We start from the raw sequence: 20,481 nt of genomic DNA on the forward strand, positions 1-20,481 counted from the left end.
GTGCGGCCTTCGGGTCCTACCGGCCCGTGGTTCCGCGTGCCCGTCGACCGTCAACCCTGGGAGAGCGATGCGCCCGATATCGCGTACGGCATGGGGGGCGGCGTCCGCCGTCGTCCTCGCCGTCACCGCGGCCGTCCCGTCCGTGGCCGAGCCACAACCGTCGTCGCAGCGACCGCCGTTGGCGGGGAGCGTGCCCCAGGGCGCCGCACGCGGCGGGGGCGGATCCGTGGTCACGCTCGTCACCGGCGACCGGATCCTCGTGACGTCCGACGGCAAGGGGAGAGCGGGCGCCGTCGCGCTGCCCGGCGCCGACGGCACCGCGCCGCTGATCCAGACCCGGCAGTCCGGCAAGGACCTGTACGTCTACCCCGAGGGCGCCGAACACGCCCTCTCCCAAGGCCTCGTCGACGAGCAACTGTTCAACGTCACCGGGCTCGTCCGCCAGGGCTACGACGACGCGCACGCCAAGCAGCTGCCGCTCATCGCGGTGTACGACAAGTCCGTCGACGTCGCGCGCGCGGTGCCCGTCATGCCGCGGGGCGCGACACGCGGACTCGTCCTCGACCCCGTCGACGGCGTCGCCCTGAAGGCCGACAAGAAGAAGGCGGCGGCCTTCTGGGCGGACATCACGTCCTCCAGGTCACGCGCCGCGTCCGACGTGCGGAAGCTCTGGCTCGACGCCAAGGTCGAGGCCACCCTCGACAGGTCGACCAAGCAGGTGCACGCCCCCGAGGCCTGGGCCGCCGGCTACGACGGCAAGGGCACCAAGGTCGCCGTGCTCGACACCGGAGTGGACGCCGGGCACCCCGACCTCGAGGGCCGCCTCGGCGCGACGAAGAACTTCACGGACTCCCCGGACAACGACGACCGCCAGGGCCACGGCACCCACACCACCTCCACCGTCGGCGGCTCCGGCGCGGCGAGCGGAGGCAAGAAGAAGGGCGTCGCGCCCGGCACCGAGCTGCTGCACGGCAAGGTGCTGAACGACAGTGGTTCCGGGGCCACTTCCTGGATCATCGCGGGCATGGAGTGGGCCGTCGGCCAGAAGGCCGACGTCGTCTCGATGAGCCTCGGCAACCCGGCGCAGACCGACTGCACCGACCCGATGAGCACCGCGACCGAGGAGCTCGCGCGGTCCGCGAAGGACACCCTCTTCGTCATCGCGGCGGGCAACACCGGCCCGAGCCTCAACTCGGTCTCCTCGCCCGGCTGCGCGCCCGGCGTCCTGACCGTCGGCGCCGTCGACCGCGACGACACCACGGCCGCCTTCTCCAGCCGCGGCCCGGCGTACGGTTCGCACACGCTCAAGCCGGAGATCGCCGCCCCCGGTGTCGGCATCTCCGCCGCGGCGGCCGGCGGGCGCGGCGTCTACGCGTACCAGTCCATGAGCGGTACGTCGATGGCGACCCCGCACGTCGCGGGCGCCGCCGCCCTCGTCAAGCAGCGCCACCCCGACTGGAGCGCCCAGCAGATCAAGGCGGCCCTCGTCTCGTCCGCCGACAGCGGCGTCCCCGGCGACGCGCGCGAGACCGGCGGCGGACGGCTCGACGTCAAGGCCGCGATCGACCAGCAGGTGCTCGGCTCGCCCGCCGTGCGGGGCGGCAGCTTCGGCTGGCCGCAGGACGCCTCCGACCGCACCACGGTCCGCGTCCCCTACACCAACACCACCGACAAGACAGTGAAGGTGAAGCTGTCGGTGGCGGGAGTGACCGGCAACGACGGCTCGGCCGTGGGTTCCGAAGTGGCGCGGCTCGGCAAGCGCTCCGTGACGCTCCCGGCCGGCGCCACCGTCCAGGTGCCGCTCGAGCTCAGCCCCGACGCGGACCTCAAGCGCGCCCAGTACGGCGACATCACGGGCCGCGTGCTCGCCGAGACCGACGGCGGCGGCCACGTCTCCACGCCCTTCTCGCTCTACGTGCAGCCGGAGACCGTCAGCCTCCGCGTGAAGCTCGTCGACCGCAACGGCAGGCCCGCCGACGGGGCGTCGTCCGTGGACCTCATCGGCACCGACACGGCGACCGGCGAACGGCGCTTCAACGAGGGCGCCGACGACCAGACGTACCAAGTGCGCCCCGGCGCCTACTTCCTGACGGGGTTCATCGCGACGCCCGACGCGCACGGCGACGGGAAGCTCGTCGACTCCCTCACCCATCTCGCCCGCCCCCAGGTCGAGATCAAGAAGGACACGACGATCACGCTCGACGCCCGCACGGCGCACCGGCTGACGGTCCGCACCGACAAGGCGTCCGAAGTACGCGGCGCCACCCTCGCCTTCTCGCGCACCTGGGGCAGGGACAACTGGCTGCACGCGGGCACCGCCGCGGGGCCGCGCACCGTCCGCTCCTACTACCGGTCCGTCGAGGGCAGGCCCTCGCAGGGCACCTTCGAGTCCGGCAGCTACTGGCGGGCCGCCGCGCCGCAGATCTCCCGGCTCGCCGTCGCGGGCGGCCCCTCGCTGCACCCGGTGACGGCGTCGACCGGCTCCGCCAACCTGGACGGCAGCGGGCGCGCGGTCCTCGTCGACGCCAGGTCCGGCACCCCCGCCGAACTCGCCGCCGCCGGGGTCAAGGGCAAGATCGCCCTCGTCGAGGTCCCGGACAGCGGTGACGCCGCGGGCGTGGCGAACGACGCGAAGAAGGCGGGCGCGGTCGCCGTCCTCGCCCACCGCAAGGCCGCCGGCCGCTGGTACCCCTCCGCCGGCTTCGTCGGCTCCCCGCTGCCGGTCCTCGGCCTCCCGACGGCCGAGGCCGACGCGCTGCTCGCCCGACTCCACTCGGGCCAGGTCCAGTTGACGTGGAAGGCGACGGCCAAGAGCCCCTACGTCTACAACCTGGCGTTCCCCGAAACGGGCCAAATCCGCGACGACCGCACCTACCGGGTGCGGGACGGGGACCTCGCCGCGAACAAGGCGACGTACCGGGCGATGGGGGAGGCCACGGACTACGTGGACCTGCCGTCGGCCGTCCGCCCCAGCGGCGTCGAGGTCTACTTCGCCGACCTGGCGTCCGTCCCGGCACCCGGCAAGCGCACCGAGTACTACTCGGCGGGCACGACCGGCTGGGGCCACCAGGTCTCCAGCAGCTTCCCGTACGGCGAGTTCATGATCGACCCGGTGCGTACGTACGAGAAGGGCGAACGGCGCGCGGAGACCTGGTACGACGGGGTCCTCGTGCCGGGCACCCCGCGGGACGCCGCGGGCGAGCCGGCCCTCGCCGGGGAGCGGCAGGGCAACCTGATCGGGGTCGCGCCCGGCTTCTGGTCGGACGCCGAACACGCGGGCATCCAGGGCAGCTTCGGCGACATCGGTTCCGTACAGCTCAAGCGGAACGGCGAGATCGTGGGCGATTCGGGCTGGCCGTCCGGGGTGTTCACGGTACCGGCGGAGGACTCGGCGTACGAACTGACCCTCACCACGCAGAAGATCGGCTCGCGGGTGTGGCACCGCTCGCAGGGGACGGAGACGACCTGGTCGTTCCGCTCGCACCTGGACGAGGACGCCTACTCGCAGGGCATCCCGATGCTCTTCCCCACCTACCGTCTCCCGGAGGACGGCCTCAAGACGCTGCCCGCGAAGGACGGTCTGCGGATTGAACTCGGCGCCACCGGGCACGCGGGCTACCGGCCGGGCCCGCTCACGAAGGCGGAGCTGTCCTACTCGTACGACGAGGGCACGACGTGGCAGGCGGCCACCACCGCCGAGCACGACGGCACATGGCGCGCGACCGTGGACCACGCGGGCGCCTCCGGCAAGCAGGTCTGGCTGAAGTCCCGGCTGACGGACGCCCGCGGGAACTCCGTCACCCAGACCGTGGCCCGCGCCTACGACGTGCGGTAGTCACACCGGCCCCGCCGGGCGGTCCTCCCGTGGGGGGTGGGCCCGCCCGGCGGTCTCCGTGGTGGCCGGAATTTCCGGAAGAACCGTTTTCGTACGGCCCTCGCGGTGGAAAATTAGGGGCATGAGCCAGCAGGGGGACAGGCCAACCGATCGCGACGACGACTGGTGGGGACAGCTGTACGACGACGCGGCGCCGGACACGGGGCCCGCGGCGGCGCGGGACACCCTCGACGACAGATTCGCCTCGGCGGCGGACGCGGTCGGGTGCCCCGCGCCGGACGTCTCCCTCCCCGCGCCACGACCGGAGGGGGCGCCACCGGGGCGGGGCGCGGCGCCCTCAGCGGGCGCGGAGCCCGAAGTGGGTGCGACGCCCGAAGCGGGTGCGGCACCCCTCTCGGACCCGCCACCGGAGCGGTTCGCCTCGCCGGGAACCGAGCCGCCCGGGCCTTCGACGCCGGAGGCGGGACGCCCGGCGTCCACACCCTCCGCACCCCCGCACGTACCGGAGCCGTCGAGCGGGCAGCCCGGCCCGCCCGGCGCCCCGCGGGCCGGATCCGCGCCGGGCGAGCCTGTCCTCCCACCCGCCCCGCGCACCGAGCCCGCCCCGCCGGCCGAGTCCTTCGGGCCGCCCGCCGAACCCGTGCCGCCCGAGCCTCCGGACCCGCCCCGACCCCCGCAGGCACCCCCACCCCCACCCCCGCCCTCACCTCCGGGCCGGGGCTCGGGCAGGGGAGTCCCCACCTTCACCGCCCCGGCACCCTGGGCGCCGCCCCCCTCCGCCCCCGTCGGCCCCGTGTCCTTCCCGACCGGAGGAGTCCGTACCGACGGGCCCACCCCCGCCCCCCTCGACCCCCAGCTCCCGCACGTGGGGGACGGACCCCCCACCTACGAGGCCGAGCCCACCGAGTTGCCCGCCGCCGACCCCGACGACCTCGGGGATCTTGTCGCCGACACCGTGCTCGACGGGGCGCGGTACGGGAGCAGCGTCCTGCGGGCCGCCTCCGTGCGCGGGGACTCCGCCCGGTACCGGGGTGAGCCCCGGCGCGACTCCCTGCTCACCGCCCGGTTCGGCAGCGGCGAGGACGCCCTCGTCCTCGTCGCCATGGCCACCGGCGCCCGCGCGACCCCGGGAGCGCACCGCGCCGCCGCCGAGGCGTGCCGGTGGATCGGCCGGGCCGTGGGCCGCAGCCACCTGCGGCTCGCCGAGGACCTCAGGGCGGCCCGGCGCGGCGACCTGAAGTCGGGGCTGCACCGGCTCACCGACCGCAGCCTCGGCAAACTCCGTGGCCGCGCCGCCGACCTGGGCCTGGAGCCGGAGGAGTACGCCGCGTCGCTGCGCTGCCTGCTCCTGCCGGCCGACCCCCGCTGCCGCACCCGGGTCTTCTTCGGTGTCGGCGACGGCGGCCTCTTCCGGCTGCGCGACGGCGCGTGGCAGGACATCGAGCCCCGCGTGGCCGAGGCCACCGGCGACGCCGTGGTCGGCTTCGGCTCGCCGCCAGGCCGGCTCCCCGAGGACGACCACCTCACCATGGACCTCGGGATCAGCACCCCGCCCAGCCCGTACGAACCCGCGCCCGAGCCGCCTCGCGAGCCGTTCCGGTTCCGGGCCTCCGTCGCCCGCCCGGGTGACGCCCTCGTCCTGTGCAGCGAAGGCCTCGCCGAACCGCTGCGCGGCGAGCCCGAGCTGGCCGAACACCTCACCCGCAGATGGGAGAAGAGCGGTCCGCCGGGGCTCGCCGCGTTCCTGGCCGACATCCAGGTAAGGGTCAAGGGGTACGCCGACGACCGCACCGCCGCCGCGGTCTGGGAGGCATGACCGCCGCACCTGTGACTTCATGGACCCGAGGAGCGACCGGGCAGGGGCACGAGTGAACACCGGTCCCACGGGTCACATGGGGTGAGCCACGGCTCACCGGCGTCGAGAGGTGCGTACAGCATGGCCAAGCAGAACGTCGCCGAGCAGTTCGTCGACATCCTCGTCCGCGCGGGCGTCGAGCGCCTGTACGGAGTCGTCGGCGACAGCCTCAACCCGGTCGTGGACGCCATCCGCCGCACCAAGGGGATCGACTGGATCCAGGTGCGGCACGAGGAGACCGCCGCCTTTGCGGCCGGCGCGGAGGCGCAGATCACCGGGAAGCTGGCCGCCTGCGCGGGCTCCTGCGGCCCCGGCAACCTGCACCTGATCAACGGTCTCTACGACGCGCACCGCTCGATGGCCCCGGTCCTCGCCCTCGCCGCGCAGATCCCGTCGAGCGAGATCGGGCTCGGGTTCTTCCAGGAGACCCATCCGGACCAGCTGTTCCGCGAGTGCAGCCACTACAGCGAGATGATCTCCACGCCGCGGCAGATGCCGCGGCTGCTGCAGACCGCCATCCAGCACGCCGTCGGCCGGAGCGGCGTCAGCGTCGTGTCGCTGCCCGGCGACGTCGCGGCCGAGCCCGCCCCGGAGAAGGCCCCCGAGACCGCCCTGGTCACCTCGCGCCCCTCCGTGCGCCCCGGCGACACGGAGATCGAGCGGCTCGCCGCGATGATCGACGAGGCGGACAAGGTCACCCTGTTCTGCGGCAGCGGCACGGCGGGCGCGCACGCCGAGGTGATGGAGTTCGCCGAGAAGATCAAGTCCCCGGTGGGCCACGCGCTGCGCGGCAAGGAGTGGATCCAGTACGACAACCCGTACGACGTGGGCATGAGCGGCCTGCTCGGCTACGGCGCCGCGTACGAGGCCACCCACGAGTGCGACCTGCTGATCCTGCTCGGCACGGACTTCCCGTACAACGCCTTCCTGCCCGACGACGTGAAGATCGCGCAGGTGGACGTGCGGCCGGAGAACCTCGGGCGGCGCTCCAAGCTGGACCTCGCGGTCTGGGGCGACGTGCGCGAGACGCTGCGCTGTCTGACCCCGCGCGTCACGCCGAAGACGAACCGCAAGTTCCTCGACAAGATGCTGAAGAAGCACGCGGACGCCCTCGAAGGGGTCGTGAAGGCGTACACGCGCAAGGTCGAGAAGCACGTTCCGATCCACCCCGAGTACGTCGCCTCCGTCCTCGACGAACTCGCCGCGGACGATGCCGTGTTCACCATCGACACCGGCATGTGCAATGTCTGGGGAGCCCGCTACCTCACGCCCAACGGCAGGCGCCGCATCATCGGTTCCTTCAGCCACGGCTCGATGGCGAACGCCCTGCCGCAGGCGATCGGCGCCCAGTTCACCGACCGCAAGCGCCAGGTCGTCTCCATGTCCGGCGACGGCGGCTTCTCGATGCTGATGGGCGACTTCCTCAGCCTCGTCCAGCACGACCTGCCGGTGAAGGTGGTGCTGTTCAACAACTCCTCCCTGGGCATGGTGGAGCTGGAGATGCTCGTCGCCGGTCTCCCCTCGTACGGGACGGGCAACCACAACCCGGACTTCGCCGCCGTCGCCCGCGCCGCGGGCGCCTACGGCGTGCGCGTGGAGAAGCCCAAGCAGCTCGCGGGCGCCCTCAAGGACGCCTTCGCGCACAAGGGCCCCGCCCTCGTCGACATCGTCACCGACCCGAACGCCCTCTCCATCCCGCCCAGGATCAGCTCGGACATGGTGACCGGCTTCGCCCTCTCCGCCAGCAAGATCGTGCTCGACGGCGGGGTCGGCCGGATGCTGCAGATGGCCCGGTCCAACCTGCGGAACGTGCCGAGGCCGTGACACCGGCCCCGGCACCCGGGTCGCCTCGGCTCAGGCGGGCCGCAGCCGCAGCGTGACGATCTGGAACGGCCGCAGCGCCAGCGCGAGTCCGGCCTCCGCGGTCTCCGCCTCGTGCAGTGGCCGCTCCAGGAGATCCGTCACCTCCGCGCGGGCCACCGGGAACGACGTGCCGAGCACGGCCGCCGCCCGCCCGCCGCGCGACTCGTAGAGACGGACGACGACATCGCCGCTGCGGTCGTCGGCGAGCTTCACCGACTCGACGGTGACCGCCGGGTGGTCGACGCTCACCAGCGACGCCAGGGCGGGCGCGTCGGCCACCCGCAGCGGCAGATTGAGCGCGAGCCCCTCCGCGACGGCGTCCCCGGTGTCCGCCCCGGGCAGCAGCGCGTAACGGAAGCGGTGCGGGCCCTGATCGGTCTCCGGGTCCGGGCTGTGCGGGGCCCGCAGCAGGGTCAGCCGCACGGTGGTGCCGAGGGCGCCGTCGTGCTCGGTGCGCGTCACGTCGTGGCCGTACGTGGAGTCGTTGAGCACCGCGACGCCGTACCCCTCCTCGGCCACCCGCAGCCAGCGGTGCGCGCAGATCTCGTAACGCGCCGCGTCCCAGGCGGTGTTGGCGTGCGTCGGCCGGTGCACATGGCCGAACTGGATCTCGGCGGCGGACCGTTCGGCGTGCACGTCCAGCGGGAAGGCCGCCTTGAGGACCTTCTCCGACTCGTGCCAGTCGACGTCCGTGACAATGTCCACCCGCCGGCTGCCCGCCGCGAGGCGGATCTCCTGGGTGATCCGCGACGCCCCGAAGGACCGCACCACGCGTACCGCGACCCGCAGCGGCCCGTCCTCGACGAGTTCGACGGACTCGGCGTCGGTGAGGTCGGTGTGCCGGCGCCGGTAGTGCCGGTCGAGGTCCCACGCGTCGTAGTGCGTGGGGTGGTCGGGGTGCAGCTGGAGGAGGTTGGCGGGGCCCGCGAGGACCTCCCGCCTCGCGTCCAGGTCGGTCACCGAGGTGAGGAGCCCGGCGGCGTCGACGGTGACGCTCAGGTGCTCGTTGGTGAGCAGGATGGTTTCGCCGGTGGTGTGGGCCACCGCCCCGGCGCCCGCGTCCCGCGCGGCGTCCAGGCTCCGGGTGCCGAGCGCGGGGACGTCGACGCGCACCAGCGTCCCGTCGCCGGGGTCGACGACCTCGCTGCGGGCGTACGGCGAGGCGTTCAGCGCGGCGGGCCCGCCCGCGCCGAGCGACCGGACGGCCGCCGCGGTCAGCTCGTCGAGCTCGGCGAGGACCCGCTCGTACGTCTCGCGCGCCTCCCGGTGCACCCAGGCGATCGACGAGCCCGGCAGGATGTCGTGGAACTGGTGCAGGAGCACCGTCTTCCACAGCCGGTCCAGGGTGTCGTAGGGATAGACGTACGCCGGATCGCGCACCGCGGCCGCCGTGCACCACAACTCCGCCTCGCGCAGGGCGTGTTCGCTGCGGCGGTTGCCGCGCTTGGTGGCCGCCTGGGTGGTGTAGGTCGCGCGGTGCAGCTCCAGATACAGCTCGCCCGACCAGACGGGCGCCTGCGCCCCGTACTCCTCCTCGGCCGCCGCGAAGAACGCCGACGGCTTCTCGATCTCGACGCGCGGCGAACCCTCCAGGGAGCGCAGCCGCCTGGCCCGCTCCATCATCTCGCGGGTGGGCCCGCCCCCGCCGTCGCCCCAGCCGAACGGCACCAGGGAGCGCGAGGCCCGCCCCTTGTCGGTGAAGTTCCGCTCTGCGTGGGCGAGTTCGGCGCCGTGGAACTGGGAGTTGTAGGTGTCCACGGGCGGGAAGTGGGTGAAGACGCGGCTGCCGTCGATGCCCTCCCACCAGAAGGTGTGGTGTGGCATCTTGTTGGACTGGTTCCAGCTCAACTTCTGGGTGAGGAACCAGCGCACGCCTGCGAGCTTCGCCAGCTGCGGGAAGGCGGCCGTGTAGCCGAAGGAGTCCGGTAGCCAGATCTCCTCCGTCTCGACGCCCAGCTCCTCGCGGAAGAACCGCATGCCGTGCGTGATCTGCCGGGCCAGCGCCTCACCACCCGGCATGTTGGCGTCCGACTCGACCCACATCGAGCCCACCGGGGCCCAGTTGCCGTCCGCGACCGCCTTCTTGATGCGCTCCCAGATGTGCGGCTGGTGCTCCTTCACCCAGGCGTACTGCTGGGCCTGCGAGCAGGCGAAGACCAGCTCCGGATACTCCTCGGCCAGCGCCGTCACATTGGCGAAGGTGCGCGAGGCCTTGCGCACCGTCTCGCGCAGCGGCCACAGCCACGCCGAGTCGATGTGCGCGTGCCCGGCCGCCGAGACGCGGTGCGCGCTGGCGTGGGCGGGCCGCGCGAGGACGTCGGCGAGCTCGGCGCGGGCCGCGGCGGCGGTCCCGGCGACGTCGTGCAGGTCGAGTGCGTCGAGCATGTCCTCCAGGGCGCGCAGGATCTCGTGGCGGCGCGGACGGTCGGCGTCCAGTTCGCGCATCAGCTCGGAGAGGACCTCGATGTCCAGGGTCAACCGCCATACGTCCTCGTCCAGTACGGCGAGGTCGGCAGACGCGAATCGGTAGATCGGACCATTGCCTGCGGTCAGTACGTCACCGAGCGGGGTCGGCATGAAGTCGTGCAGAACGGCAGGATTCGCCGCCGCCTCCAGGAGCAGGTGCACGTCCTCGCCGCCCCGGGCGGGGGAGGCCACCGGAATATGCCGATTGCGCGGGTGAATACCCTTCAGGGGTACGCCCGTCGCGTCGTACACCAGGCCCTCCGCCTGGAAGCCCGGCCCCTCCTCGCTGAAGCCGGGATCGATCACCACCTCCACCCGCCGCCCGCGCCACTCGTCGGGCACCTGCCCTTGAAGCCTGAACCAACTGGTGGACCAGGGGTTTCCCCATGCGGTGCCGGTCGTAAAGGGCTCGTACGCCGCCTCCAGCGCGGTCGCGACGGGCACCGGCTCGCCCGGCGCGTGCCAGACGGAGAGGGTCAGCGGGGTACGCCGCGCGTACTGGGCGGGACGGATGAACTGGCGCAGCGCGCGTTCCAGGCGGCCTTCCACCAGCAGTCGGTCGTCGTGCACTCGGGCTCCTCGGGAGGCTCGGAGGTGGGGCTCTCCGCTTCACTTCCCCCCGATCCCGGGGCGCACCCCCCGCCATTGGTTGACGATTCGACAAGCGTGCCGCACCTGGCGGGGGGCATGCATCCCGTGAAGTTGTTCGAGCAAGGAGGCAGAGCCATCGCTTTGTGGGCGGGGGTCATGACAAGCCAGTCACGTGCGGGCGGCTCCGGGAGCATCGGGGCCACCCCGCAGAAGGAACGGGACAAGAGAGCCGGCGCGACGCGTGGCGGAGCCGACGGTGAGCAGTTCACACGCAGGCTGGGGAGGGCGGATCTGCGCGCGGTGGCCGAGGTGAGGAAGGCCCTGAGGGAGTTCCTGCGGCCATGGGGGAAGCCGGGACGCGCCGAGACAGCCGAACTCCTCACCAGCGAACTGGTCACCAACGCACTGGTGCACACCGATCACGACGCGTTCGTCACCGCGACCGTGGGCCCGCGCGGCCTGCGCGTCGAGGTGCGGGACTTCGTGGGGAGCCGCCCCGAGCCGCGGGTACCGGACGCCGACAGCGGTACGAACGGCCGGGGTCTGATCCTCGTGCAGGCCCTCGCCGACGCGTGGGGCGTACGGGCGCACGGCGTGGGAAAGGTGGTGTGGTTCGAACTGGACGGCGGCGGCACGGCGTGAGCCCTGCCGCCGCCGTCGTCGGGTGACGAGGTGGTCCTGGCGCGGTCAGCCGAACTGCTGCTCCAGGTCCTTCAGCTTCTGCTCCAGCGAGTCGAGCCGGGGCAGCGCCTGGGTGTCGTCCTCGGCCGTCAGGTCGACGGTGACGGGGGCGACGGGTTCGGTGCCGTCAGGGCCGTTCCTGACGGCCTGGAGGGAGGGTCGGGAGCGCAGCGGCAACTGGTCCTGCGCCGGTATGGCAGGGTCCGCGCCGACCTGCGCGGACCCGGCGGCCGACGCGACGGCCTGCACCTCCACCTGACGGCCGCCGCCACGGCCCTGCCAGGTGCGGTGACCCCGGCTGAGCGCCTTGAGCTGCGCCCGCTCCAGCTTCTCCTGGTCACGCCTGCGCAGCCGGGTGCGCTCCTTCTCGCGCCGGTCCTCCCGCACCTCCTCGACGGCCTCGTCCAGCGTGCGGACGCCTTCGAGGAGCATCAGCGACCAGGCGGCGAAGGTCTCCCGGGGCGCGCGCAGCCACCGCACGATGCGGATCTGCGGCAGCGGACGCGGCACGAGACCCTGCTCGCGCAGCGCCGCCCTGCGGGTCTGCTTGAGCGCGCGGTCGAAGAGCACCGCCGCCGACAGCGACATGCCCGCGAAGAAGTGCGGGGCACCGGCATGGCTCAACCCCCGTGGCGCATGCACCCAGTTGAACCAGGCGGCCGCGCCCGCGAACGTCCACACCAGCAGGCGCGAGCCGAGCGCCGCGTCGCCGTGGCTGGCCTCGCGCACGGCGAGGACGGAGCAGAACATCGCCGCGCCGTCGAGGCCGAACGGGACCAGGTACTCCCAGCCCCCGGAGAGGCTGAGGTTCTGCTGCCCGAAGCCGACCAGGCCGTGGAACGACAGCGCGGCGGCGACGGCCGCGCAGCAGAACAGCAGCACATAGGAGGCGGTTCCGTAGACGGCTTCCTTGCGTCTGCGGCGTTCCTCGCTGCGCTCCCACGAGTCGTCGCCCGCGGTCCCCTTGGCCGTCTTGTCGTGGGCTCGCTTGCCGCGCGTGAGCACCGCCACCGCCACCAGCATGCCCAGGAGCAGGACGCTGCCGGGGAGCAGCCAGTCCAGCGATATATCGGTCAGTCTCATCTGGGGGTCCCTTGCATTGCGGTAGGGCGTAACGGGCGCCATATTGACCCAACCCCGAAGACCCGCAGGGGGTTTCGGGGCAAGAGGCAGCCAAGGGGGTGCAAGGGAGCGTGCAGGGCGCACTTTTGCTCGAACTCACAGGGGAAAGCCGGGCGTTGAGTTCGATTAATCGTGCGCTGCGTGAACCGGGTGCGTGAACCGCTCGCGTGGACCGGTCAGGACTGCTGCTGGAAGAACGCGGCGATCATGTCCTGGACCGGCTCCCCGGGCTCGCCCGTGGGGCCGTCGGGTCCTCCGAAGGCGGCGGCCTCCGCGCTGCGCGGGAACATGGCCTCCTCGTACGCGGCGAGGGCGGCCTCGACGTCGTCGGGGCGGGCGGCGAGCGCCGTGCCGAGTTCGGCGCCGTCGTGCATGGCGACGTTGGCCCCCTCTCCGTTCGGGATCGACAGGTGGGCGGCGTCTCCGATCAGCGTCACCCCGGGCACCCGCTCCCAGCGGTGGCCGGCCGGCAGGGCGTAGAGGCGGCGCAGGGTCGGCGCGCGGTCGGCGTCGGTGATCAGGGAGGTGAGTTCGGGCGCCCAGCCGTCGAACTCCCGGGCGATCCGCGCGCGGGCCGCGGCGCCGTCGCCGAAGTCGACGGCGTCGAACCAGTCTTCCGGGCGGGTCAGCCCCACGTACGCGTGCAGGGTGTCGCCCCGCTCCCGGTGCGCGAAGATCTCCCGGTCCGGCGCGTACGCCAGCATCGACCCGCCGCCGACGGTCTTGGCGGTGGCCGGGTGCCGGGTGTCGGAGTCGAACAGGTAGGTCTCGACGACGGACTTGCCGCTGTACTCGGGGGTGGCGGACGTCAGCAGCGGCCGCACCCGGGACCAGGCGCCGTCCGCGCCGACGAGCAGGCCGGTGGTGAGGGTGGTGCCGTCGGCGAAGGCCACCTCGTGGCGGCCCCCGCCGAGTGCGCGGGCGCCGGTGACCTTGGCGCCCCACCGGACGGTGCCGGGCGGCAGCGAGTCGAGCAGCGTCTGCCGCAGTTCGCCGCGCAGCACCTCGGGACGGCCGCCCGTGCCGTCGTCCGCCTCGTCGAGCAGGACGGTGCCGTCGGTGGCGAGGATCCGCATGGCCTGACGGCCCTCCAGGACGAGCTCGCGGAATTCGTCCATCAAGTCGGCTGCCTGGAGCGCGAGTTGGCCGTTGTAGTCGTGGATGTCGAGCATGCCGCCCTGGGTGCGCGAGGCGGGGGAGGGCTCCGCCTCGTACACCGCGGCCGGTATGCCGTTGAGGTGCAGGACGCGGGCGAGCGTGAGGCCGCCGAGTCCGGCGCCGATGATCGTGATGTCATGCGTCATGAGGGCTTCCTTCCTGACCGTGGCCCCTGGGGCGGGTACGCGGCGGGTCACACCGGGCGTGCCGCGCCGGTGGGCCGGGACGATGCGAGGCCGGTCCGGTGGCGTTGCCGACCGACTCCGACCTGTTTCAATCTCCCGGGGTCCGGCGACAGGTGGCCTACAGACGACCGACAGGCGGAGGACGGCACCGACAGGTGTCCGACAGGTGGGGCGGCTCCGCGAGGGCGGGCACATCTGCCGACCGCTCTGTGCTGGACCACCCATCGGTGGCGGCCGGAGCGGTTCGATGGCCGGGCGACCGGGCCGGCGGGGAAAACCGGCCGGGTAGGGGAAGGAACCCGGCGTCTCAGCTCGCCGCCGCGCCCGCGCTCAGCCGTGCGACGCGCTCCTCGTCGCAGGTGCGCGGGCAGGTGACGCACGTGTCGTCGGGGCGCAGCGTGTAGAACATGCAGCAGCTCGCCCGGTCCCGGGTCGGCAGCGCCTCGCCGTCGGGTCCCGTCAGCTCCCGGAAACCGGCCGTGCCGACGTACGGCTTGGTGGCTCCGGGCAGCAGCCGCTCCAGCTCCGTCACCGCGCGCTGCTCCTCGCCGAAGAGGTGGGCGACGTACCAGAGGCCCTCGACGATCTCGTCCGTGGCGAGGCTCCACAGGGCGCGCGAGCGGCGCCGCATCCGGGGGCCGAAGGCGTCGAGGAGCGGCCCGAGGTGCTCGGCGACCGCGGCCCGCACTTCCGCGCGCAGCGCCTCCTCGTCGGGCACGACACGGGCGCCGGGCAGCGCGGCGGCCGGGTCGCCGGGAAGACACGCGAAAGAGTCCGTACGTACCGCCATCCGGCCCAGCGTCCGCTGGAAGGAGACGTTGGCGACCGGGAAGCGCGGGACGCGGCGGTGCAGGAACCAGGGGACCGTGATGAGCAGCGTGGCCGGCCAGGCGTAGCGGTGCAGCCCGAAGCTCGCCACCACGTCCGGCCGCGCCTGCGTCCCGTAGTCCTTCAGGACCTGGGCGTTGTCCCAGGCGAGGAACGCGTCGAGGTCGGCCCCGCCCTCCGCGAGCCGGGCGGCACAGACCCAGCCGCCGCCCTGTGGGGTCCGTTCCTCGGGTGCGAGCTCGGTCACGCGCAGTCCGGAGTACGCCTCGGAGAGGCGGGCGTAGGAGTCCGCTACGGCACTGGGGGCGCCCAGGGCGGGTGCGGCCAAGGTGGGGACGGACATGCGGAGGACCACCGAATCGCGATCGATAGCAGGTTAGCCTTACCTTACCCGACGTGATCGAGGTTTCAACTCCGGTCGTGGCCGCCTAGGGTGCCTCTCGGACCTTTCGGAGCGGGCACAGGCAGGACGGACGTCGTGGAGCAGACCGGAGCACGCGCGGGGGAGCCCCCGGCCGGGGAGCCCTCGGCCGGGCGGCCCCTGGCGGGGGTGCCGATCGTCCGGGTGCCGGCCCAGGCGACGGGTGAGCGCGACGCCGCTCCGCGGGAGCGGACGCACGCCGTGCCGGGCCCCCGCCGTCCGGTCCGCCGCACCTCCGTGCGCGGCCAGATCCTCGCCGCCCTGCGGCACGCCCTCGTCGGCGGCGAGCTCGCGCCCGGCGAGGTGTACTCGGCGCCGGCCCTCGCCGAGCGCTTCGGCGTCTCCGCGACCCCCGTGCGCGAGGCGATGCAGCAGCTGGCCGTCGAGGGCGCGGTCGAGGTCGTCCCCAACCGCGGGTTCCGGGTCACCGAGCGCAGCACGCGCGAGCTGGCGGAGCTGGCCGAGGTACGGGCCCTGCTGGAGGTGCCGGTGATGCTGCGTCTGGCCCGTACGGTGCCCACGGAGCGCTGGGCCGCGCTGCGTCCGCTGGCCGAGGCCACCGCGGCCGCGGCGGCGAGCGGCGACCTCGCGCACTACGCCGAGTCCGACCGCGCCTTCCACGGCGCGGTCCTCTCCCTCTCCGGCAACCAGCAGCTGGTGCAGGTCGCGGACGACCTGCACCGCCGCTCGCAGTGGCCGCTGGTCAGCGGCCCCGTCGCGGGCCGCCGTGCCGACCTCCTCGCGGACGCCGCCGAGCACATGGCCCTCCTCGAAGCCCTCACCGCCCAGGAGCTCGACGTGGTCTCGTCCCTGGTCAAGGAGCACTTCACGGGCTCCGAGAGCTGAACCTCGTCACGAAGGCCCCGGCACCGTGCCGACGGCCCTTGCGCGGGCGCCCCGGTGGCGAACAGGGCGACCGCGGAAGGGACTTCGGGCGACGGGCCGGAGCCGAGGCCATGGCCGGGAGCCGGGTCCCGGCCAGGAGTCAGACCGCGGCGGCCGGCGGTTGCAGATGGTGGGCGAGCCAGGACGGTACGCCGCCCAGGAGGCGGAAGAGCCGGGTGGCCTCGGCGCGCAGCCGGGTGGCCTCCGGCTCCGGCTCCGCCTCCGCGAGCGCGGCGAGCGCCGGCGCGGTGCCGACCAGGTAGCCGAGCTCCTCGCGGATGCGCAGCGACTCGGCGAAACCGTGCCGCGCCTCGGCCAACTCCCCTTCGCGCAGGGCCAGTCCGGCCAGATGGCGCCAGGTGAAGGAGAGCAGCAGTGGGTCGGAGTGGACGGTGGCGCCCGCGTGCGCCCTGCGGTACGCGGCCTTCGCGGACTGTGGCGAGTCGGAGATGTGTTCCGCGATCAGGCCCCTGCGGAAGTCCAGGAGCGGCCGTCCGGGCGCGTTGGGGGCGAGCAGCGCTGCCGCCCGGCCGAGCGCCGTCCGTGCCTCGTCGGCCCGGTCCCGTACCCCCAACACGGTGGACGCGTACGCCAGTTGGCCGCGCTCGCAGGCGGCGGCGCCGCGGTCGTCGTCGTCCTCGGCGATGGCCTCCGCGGTCCGCAGGCCGTCCTCGGCCTCACCCCAGCCGTCGCCGGTGAACAGGCACCGCTCGACGAGGAGCGCCGTCCTCTGGAGTGCCGCCGCGGCCCCCGCCCGCGAGGCGAGCAGCGCTGCGGCGTCGGTCCAGCAGCCGCGTGAGCGCAGCCGCCATACCGCGGTCTGGAGTGGATCGTGCTCTGCGGTCGTTCCGGTACCAGACATGGCGGTATGCGCCACGTTGCCCTCCCCGAGCACACCATTGAGCTGTTGAGTCGTGGGCGAATCTCAGCATGGATCGCGGCACCGGGCCAAGAGGCTGGGTGAAAGAATTCACAAAGGGCGGGCAAGGAAACGCGTCGGGGCCGGCCGGCGTCCTGTCGCCCCCGGCCGGCCCCTCGTGGCATTCCCTCAGCTCATGCGCAGCGCGAGGAAGAAGTCGAGCTTGTCCTCCAGGCGCGAGAGGTCACGGCCCGTCAACTGCTCGATGCGGCCCACCCGGTAGCGCAAGGTGTTGACGTGGAGGTGCAGGCGGGCGGCGCAGCGCGTCCACGAGCCGTCGCAGTCGAGGAACGCCTCCAGGGTCGGGATGAGTTCGGCGCGGTGGCGCGAGTCGTACTCGCGCAGCGGGTCCAGGAGCCGCGCGGTGAACGCCCGGCGCACGTCGTCCGGGACGAAGGGCAGCAGCAGGACGTGCGAGGCCAGCTCCTGGTGCCCGGCGGCGCAGACCCGGCCCGGGCGGGCGGCGGCGACCCGGCGGGCGTGCCGCGCCTCCTCAAGGGCGCCGCGCAGCCCCTCCGCGGAGTGCACGGAAGCGCTGACGCCCAGGGTCAGGCGCCCGTCGCCGTCCAGGCCCGCCGAGAGCGGGTCGTGCACGGAGGCGAGCAGCGAGTCCGCGATCAGGCCCGGCTCCGCGCCGTCGTGCTCGCCGGGGACCGCGGGCAGCGGCACCAGCGCGATGGCCTCGTCGCCGGTGTGCGCCACCGCGATCCGGTCGGACGGCTCGGGGCCCGCGGAGAGCGGGTCGACGAGGATCTCCTCCAGGAGCGACTGGGCGACCGGTCCGCCGTCGATCTCGCCGCCCTCCCACTCCACCCGGGCCACCACGACCTGCCAGTGCGGCGCCGTGCCGAGCCCGGGCAGCAGCACCGGGGCGGCGACGCGCAGCCGGGCCGCGATCTCCGCGGGCGCCGCGCCCGTCTGCACCAGCTCGAGGACCTCCTGGGCGAGCCGGCGCCGCACGGTGCGGGACGCGTCGCGCCGGTCCCGCTCCACCGCGATCAGCTGCGTCACGCCCTGCAGCAGGTCCAGGCGCTCCTCGGGCCAGTCGCCCGCGTCGGCCTCCACGGCGAGCACCCAGTCCGAGAGCACCGACTCGCGCACGTCGCGCGAGGCGCCGGCTGTTCCGCGCCCACTGGTCCGAATGGGGAACAGCGAGTACGTGACCGAGTCCACCGTCACGCGGTGCGGGCCCCGGCGGCCGGTCCTGACGGCCGCCAGGTGCTCCCCGGCGAGGCGTGCGCAGAGCGGTCCGGGCAGGGCGGTGCCCGCCGCGGCCGACCCGGCGATCACCCGGCCGGCGGGCGAGAGGACCCACGCCCGCAGGTCCAGGTCGGTGCCGAGCAGGTCGAGGACGACGTCCGGGCCGCCGCCCGCGGGGCCCGAGGTCATCAGGCGGCGGTGCCGGTCGACCACCGCGGCCAGGTCCCCGGCGCGCTCGCCGGAGACCTGCCGCACCACGTGCTCGGTGATGGTCGCGAAGGCCACCGACTCGTTGACCGCGAAGAGCGGCAGCCGGTGCCGGGCGCAGGCCTGAACGATGTCGTCGGGGATGTCGCCGAGCTCGGCCTCGCCGGCGGCCAGCGCCGCGACGCCGGCGCTCGCGAGGATCCGTACGAAGGGTTCGGTGTCCGAGGCGTCGTGGCGCCAGGCGAGGCCGGTGAGGACCAGCTCGCCGCCCGCCAGATAGCGGCTCGGGTCCCGCAGGTCCGTGGTCATCACACCGCGCACGGTGCGATCGAGCTCGTCCTCGCCGCCGAGCAACCGCAGGCCCAGCGCGTCGGTGTCCAGGAGTGCGCGCAGCCGCATGGTGAGTCGCCCGCCGATCTGTCTCGAATGGTGTGTACAAACATGTGCGCTCTGTAACGCTGGAGCCCTGCGCCGCAGCGTGGGTCCGGGTTTCGGGGGGAACCCGCGAGGCTTCCGGGGCCCGTTCTTCATACGAATCTACAAGACGCGCGGCTTGGCCAGCCAACTCCTTCATGGTTTCGGTGACTGACCCCATCGGACGAGCGAGCGGTGTACTTGCCCCACTCCGCGTTAACAGCACATGAACGAGCAGTCGAGGGACCAACGGCCCGAGTGGCTTGAACGGAATCCCCTGATTCGGAATCTCCGGTTCGGATTTTCCGGTCCCTCGAAGCGAAAGACCCTCGACACGAAGAAGAGAGCCTCATGGACTTCCTTCGCCCCGCCAGCTGGGAGGAGGCGCTCGCCGCCAAGGCCGAGCACCCCACGGCTGTGCCGATTGCGGGTGGCACCGACGTGATGGTCGAGATCAACTTCGACCACCGCCGCCCGGAATACCTGCTTGACCTCAACCGCATCGTCGAGCTGCGCGAGTGGGAGGTGGGCGAGGAGACGGTCCGGCTCGGTGCCTCCGTGCCGTACACCCAGATCATGGAGGAGCTGCGCACCGAGCTTCCCGGTCTGGCGCTCGCCTCGCACACCGTGGCCTCCCCGCAGATCCGCAACCGCGGCGGCGTCGGCGGCAACCTGGGCACCGCGTCCCCCGCGGGCGACGCCCACCCGGCCCTGCTGGCCGCCGACTGCGAGGTCGAGGTGGAGTCTGTGCGGGGCTCCCGCCTGATCCCGATCGACGCGTTCTACACCGGCGTGAAGCGCAACGCCCTCGCCGAGGACGAGCTCATCAAGTCCGTCCACATCAAGAAGGCGGACGGCCCGCAGCAGTACTCCAAGGTCGGCACCCGCAACGCGATGGTCATCGCGGTGTGCGCCTTCGGCATCGCGCTGCACCCCGAGACCCGCACCGTGCGGACCGGCATCGGCTCCGCCGCCCCGACCCCCATCCGGGCGAAGGCGGCCGAGGAGTTCCTGAACGCGGCCCTCGAAGAGGGTGGCTTCTGGGACAGCAGGAAGATCATCACCCCCTCGATCGCCAAGCAGTTCGCGGAGCTCGCCTCCGGTGCCGCCAACCCGATCGACGACGTACGTGGCACGGCGAACTACCGCCGGCACGCCGTCGGGATCATGGCCCGCCGCACGCTCGGCTGGACCTGGGAGTCGTACCGCGGCACGGGCCGCAGCACTGAGGGAGTCGCATAATGCGCGTGAACTTCAAGGTCAACGGCCGTCAGCAGGAAGCCGACGACGTGTGGGAGGGCGAGTCCCTGCTCTACGTGCTGCGTGAGCGCATGGGGCTTCCCGGCTCCAAGAACGCCTGCGAGCAGGGCGAGTGCGGCTCCTGCACCGTCCGCCTCGACGGCGTGCCGGTCTGTTCGTGTCTGGTCGCGGCCGGCCAGGTGGAGGGCCGCGAGGTCACCACCGTCGAGGGCCTCGCCGACTACGCCAAGCACCGCGAGGACGCCCACCCGGGCGGCGGCTGCGCCTCCGGCGCGTGCGGCACCTCGATCCAGGACGCCCAGGCGTGGCAGGCCGACCCGGAGAAGGGCGCCACCGACTCGCAGACCGGCGAGGGCGGCGAACTCTCCCCGATCCAGCAGGCGTTCATCGACGCCGGCGCCGTACAGTGCGGCTTCTGCACCCCCGGCCTGCTCGTCGCGGCCGACGAGATGCTGGAGCGCAACCCGCAGCCGTCCGACGCCGACATCCGTGAGGCGCTCTCCGGCAACCTCTGCCGCTGCACCGGTTACGAGAAGATCCTTGACGCGGTCCGCCTCGCGGCCGCGCGCCAGTCCGAGGGGGTCTGACGCC

At 73.2% G+C, this 20,481-nt stretch carries 13 protein-coding genes; 7 read left to right on the plus strand and 6 right to left on the minus strand.

The window, feature by feature from the left end:
* Positions 1 to 67 precede the first annotated feature (67 nt).
* The 3 genes from ACZ6B8_RS08675 (at position 68) to ACZ6B8_RS08685 (ending at position 7,514) form a co-directional block, all read left to right on the plus strand.
* Positions 68 to 3,835, plus strand: a complete 3,768-nt coding sequence (locus ACZ6B8_RS08675; RefSeq protein ID WP_471606713.1) for a S8 family peptidase — start codon at positions 68 to 70, stop codon at positions 3,833 to 3,835.
* A 121-nt stretch (positions 3,836 to 3,956) separates the two neighbouring features.
* Positions 3,957 to 5,651, plus strand: coding sequence for a protein phosphatase 2C domain-containing protein (locus tag ACZ6B8_RS08680; protein WP_471606714.1), 1,695 nt, complete (start codon positions 3,957 to 3,959; stop codon positions 5,649 to 5,651).
* 120 nt (positions 5,652 to 5,771) lie between these two features.
* Entirely contained in the window at positions 5,772 to 7,514 is a 1,743-nt protein-coding gene (locus tag ACZ6B8_RS08685; protein WP_471077673.1) for a pyruvate dehydrogenase, read from the plus strand.
* Between the two features lie 30 nt (positions 7,515 to 7,544).
* Here the strand turns inward: ACZ6B8_RS08685 and ACZ6B8_RS08690 are convergent, their stop codons facing one another.
* Positions 7,545 to 10,589: an alpha-mannosidase gene (locus ACZ6B8_RS08690; protein WP_471606715.1), complete on the minus strand. Its 3,045-nt coding sequence runs from the start codon at positions 10,587 to 10,589 to the stop codon at positions 7,545 to 7,547.
* Between the two features lie 177 nt (positions 10,590 to 10,766).
* Between ACZ6B8_RS08690 and ACZ6B8_RS08695 the strand changes: the two genes are divergently transcribed.
* On the plus strand, positions 10,767 to 11,252 hold the full coding sequence (locus tag ACZ6B8_RS08695) for an ATP-binding protein (protein ID WP_471077679.1): 486 nt from the start codon (positions 10,767 to 10,769) through the stop codon (positions 11,250 to 11,252).
* Between the two features lie 45 nt (positions 11,253 to 11,297).
* On the opposite strand, the gene ACZ6B8_RS08700 is transcribed toward ACZ6B8_RS08695, so the two are convergent.
* The 3 genes from ACZ6B8_RS08700 to ACZ6B8_RS08710 all read right to left on the minus strand — a co-directional run bounded on the left by ACZ6B8_RS08700 (position 11,298) and on the right by ACZ6B8_RS08710 (position 14,927).
* On the minus strand, positions 11,298 to 12,374 hold the full coding sequence (locus tag ACZ6B8_RS08700) for a DUF2637 domain-containing protein (protein ID WP_471606716.1): 1,077 nt from the start codon (positions 12,372 to 12,374) through the stop codon (positions 11,298 to 11,300).
* Positions 12,375 to 12,589: 215 nt separating this feature from the next.
* A complete protein-coding gene (locus ACZ6B8_RS08705) occupies positions 12,590 to 13,717 on the minus strand; it encodes an FAD-dependent oxidoreductase (protein ID WP_471077685.1) in 1,128 nt (375 codons plus the stop codon).
* A gap of 346 nt (positions 13,718 to 14,063) precedes the next feature.
* A complete protein-coding gene (locus tag ACZ6B8_RS08710) occupies positions 14,064 to 14,927 on the minus strand; it encodes a (2Fe-2S)-binding protein (RefSeq protein ID WP_471077688.1) in 864 nt (287 codons plus the stop codon).
* A gap of 135 nt (positions 14,928 to 15,062) precedes the next feature.
* Between ACZ6B8_RS08710 and ACZ6B8_RS08715 the strand changes: the two genes are divergently transcribed.
* On the plus strand, positions 15,063 to 15,851 hold the full coding sequence (locus ACZ6B8_RS08715; RefSeq protein WP_471606717.1) for a GntR family transcriptional regulator: 789 nt from the start codon (positions 15,063 to 15,065) through the stop codon (positions 15,849 to 15,851).
* Positions 15,852 to 15,990: 139 nt separating this feature from the next.
* Here the strand turns inward: ACZ6B8_RS08715 and ACZ6B8_RS08720 are convergent, their stop codons facing one another.
* Positions 15,991 to 16,767: a hypothetical protein gene (locus ACZ6B8_RS08720; protein ID WP_471077694.1), complete on the minus strand. Its 777-nt coding sequence runs from the start codon at positions 16,765 to 16,767 to the stop codon at positions 15,991 to 15,993.
* Positions 16,768 to 16,938: 171 nt separating this feature from the next.
* Positions 16,939 to 18,615, minus strand: a complete 1,677-nt coding sequence (locus ACZ6B8_RS08725; protein ID WP_471077697.1) for a PucR family transcriptional regulator — start codon at positions 18,613 to 18,615, stop codon at positions 16,939 to 16,941.
* A 366-nt stretch (positions 18,616 to 18,981) separates the two neighbouring features.
* Between ACZ6B8_RS08725 and ACZ6B8_RS08730 the strand changes: the two genes are divergently transcribed.
* A complete protein-coding gene (locus tag ACZ6B8_RS08730; RefSeq protein WP_471077700.1) occupies positions 18,982 to 19,872 on the plus strand; it encodes an FAD binding domain-containing protein in 891 nt (296 codons plus the stop codon).
* Positions 19,872 to 20,477: a (2Fe-2S)-binding protein gene (locus ACZ6B8_RS08735; RefSeq protein WP_471077703.1), complete on the plus strand. Its 606-nt coding sequence runs from the start codon at positions 19,872 to 19,874 to the stop codon at positions 20,475 to 20,477. The genes ACZ6B8_RS08730 and ACZ6B8_RS08735 overlap by 1 nt, the downstream gene beginning before the upstream one ends.
* Positions 20,478 to 20,481: the final 4 nt, after the last annotated feature.

The organism is Streptomyces sp. NPDC041122 (genome assembly GCF_055592445.1).

Excerpts from the sequence above, each read along its gene's own strand:
- ACZ6B8_RS08700 (WP_471606716.1), bottom strand. The coding sequence starts at position 12,374 with ATGAGACTGACCGATATATCGCTGGACTGGCTGCTCCCCGGCAGCGTC.
- ACZ6B8_RS08695 (WP_471077679.1), top strand. The coding sequence starts at position 10,767 with ATGACAAGCCAGTCACGTGCGGGCGGCTCCGGGAGCATCGGGGCCACC.
- ACZ6B8_RS08675 (WP_471606713.1), top strand. The coding sequence starts at position 68 with ATGCGCCCGATATCGCGTACGGCATGGGGGGCGGCGTCCGCCGTCGTC.
- ACZ6B8_RS08685 (WP_471077673.1), top strand. The coding sequence starts at position 5,772 with ATGGCCAAGCAGAACGTCGCCGAGCAGTTCGTCGACATCCTCGTCCGC.
- ACZ6B8_RS08725 (WP_471077697.1), bottom strand. The coding sequence starts at position 18,615 with ATGCGGCTGCGCGCACTCCTGGACACCGACGCGCTGGGCCTGCGGTTG.
- ACZ6B8_RS08710 (WP_471077688.1), bottom strand. The coding sequence starts at position 14,927 with ATGTCCGTCCCCACCTTGGCCGCACCCGCCCTGGGCGCCCCCAGTGCC.
- ACZ6B8_RS08705 (WP_471077685.1), bottom strand. The coding sequence starts at position 13,717 with ATGACGCATGACATCACGATCATCGGCGCCGGACTCGGCGGCCTCACG.
- ACZ6B8_RS08680 (WP_471606714.1), top strand. The coding sequence starts at position 3,957 with ATGAGCCAGCAGGGGGACAGGCCAACCGATCGCGACGACGACTGGTGG.
- ACZ6B8_RS08735 (WP_471077703.1), top strand. The coding sequence starts at position 19,872 with ATGCGCGTGAACTTCAAGGTCAACGGCCGTCAGCAGGAAGCCGACGAC.
- ACZ6B8_RS08730 (WP_471077700.1), top strand. The coding sequence starts at position 18,982 with ATGGACTTCCTTCGCCCCGCCAGCTGGGAGGAGGCGCTCGCCGCCAAG.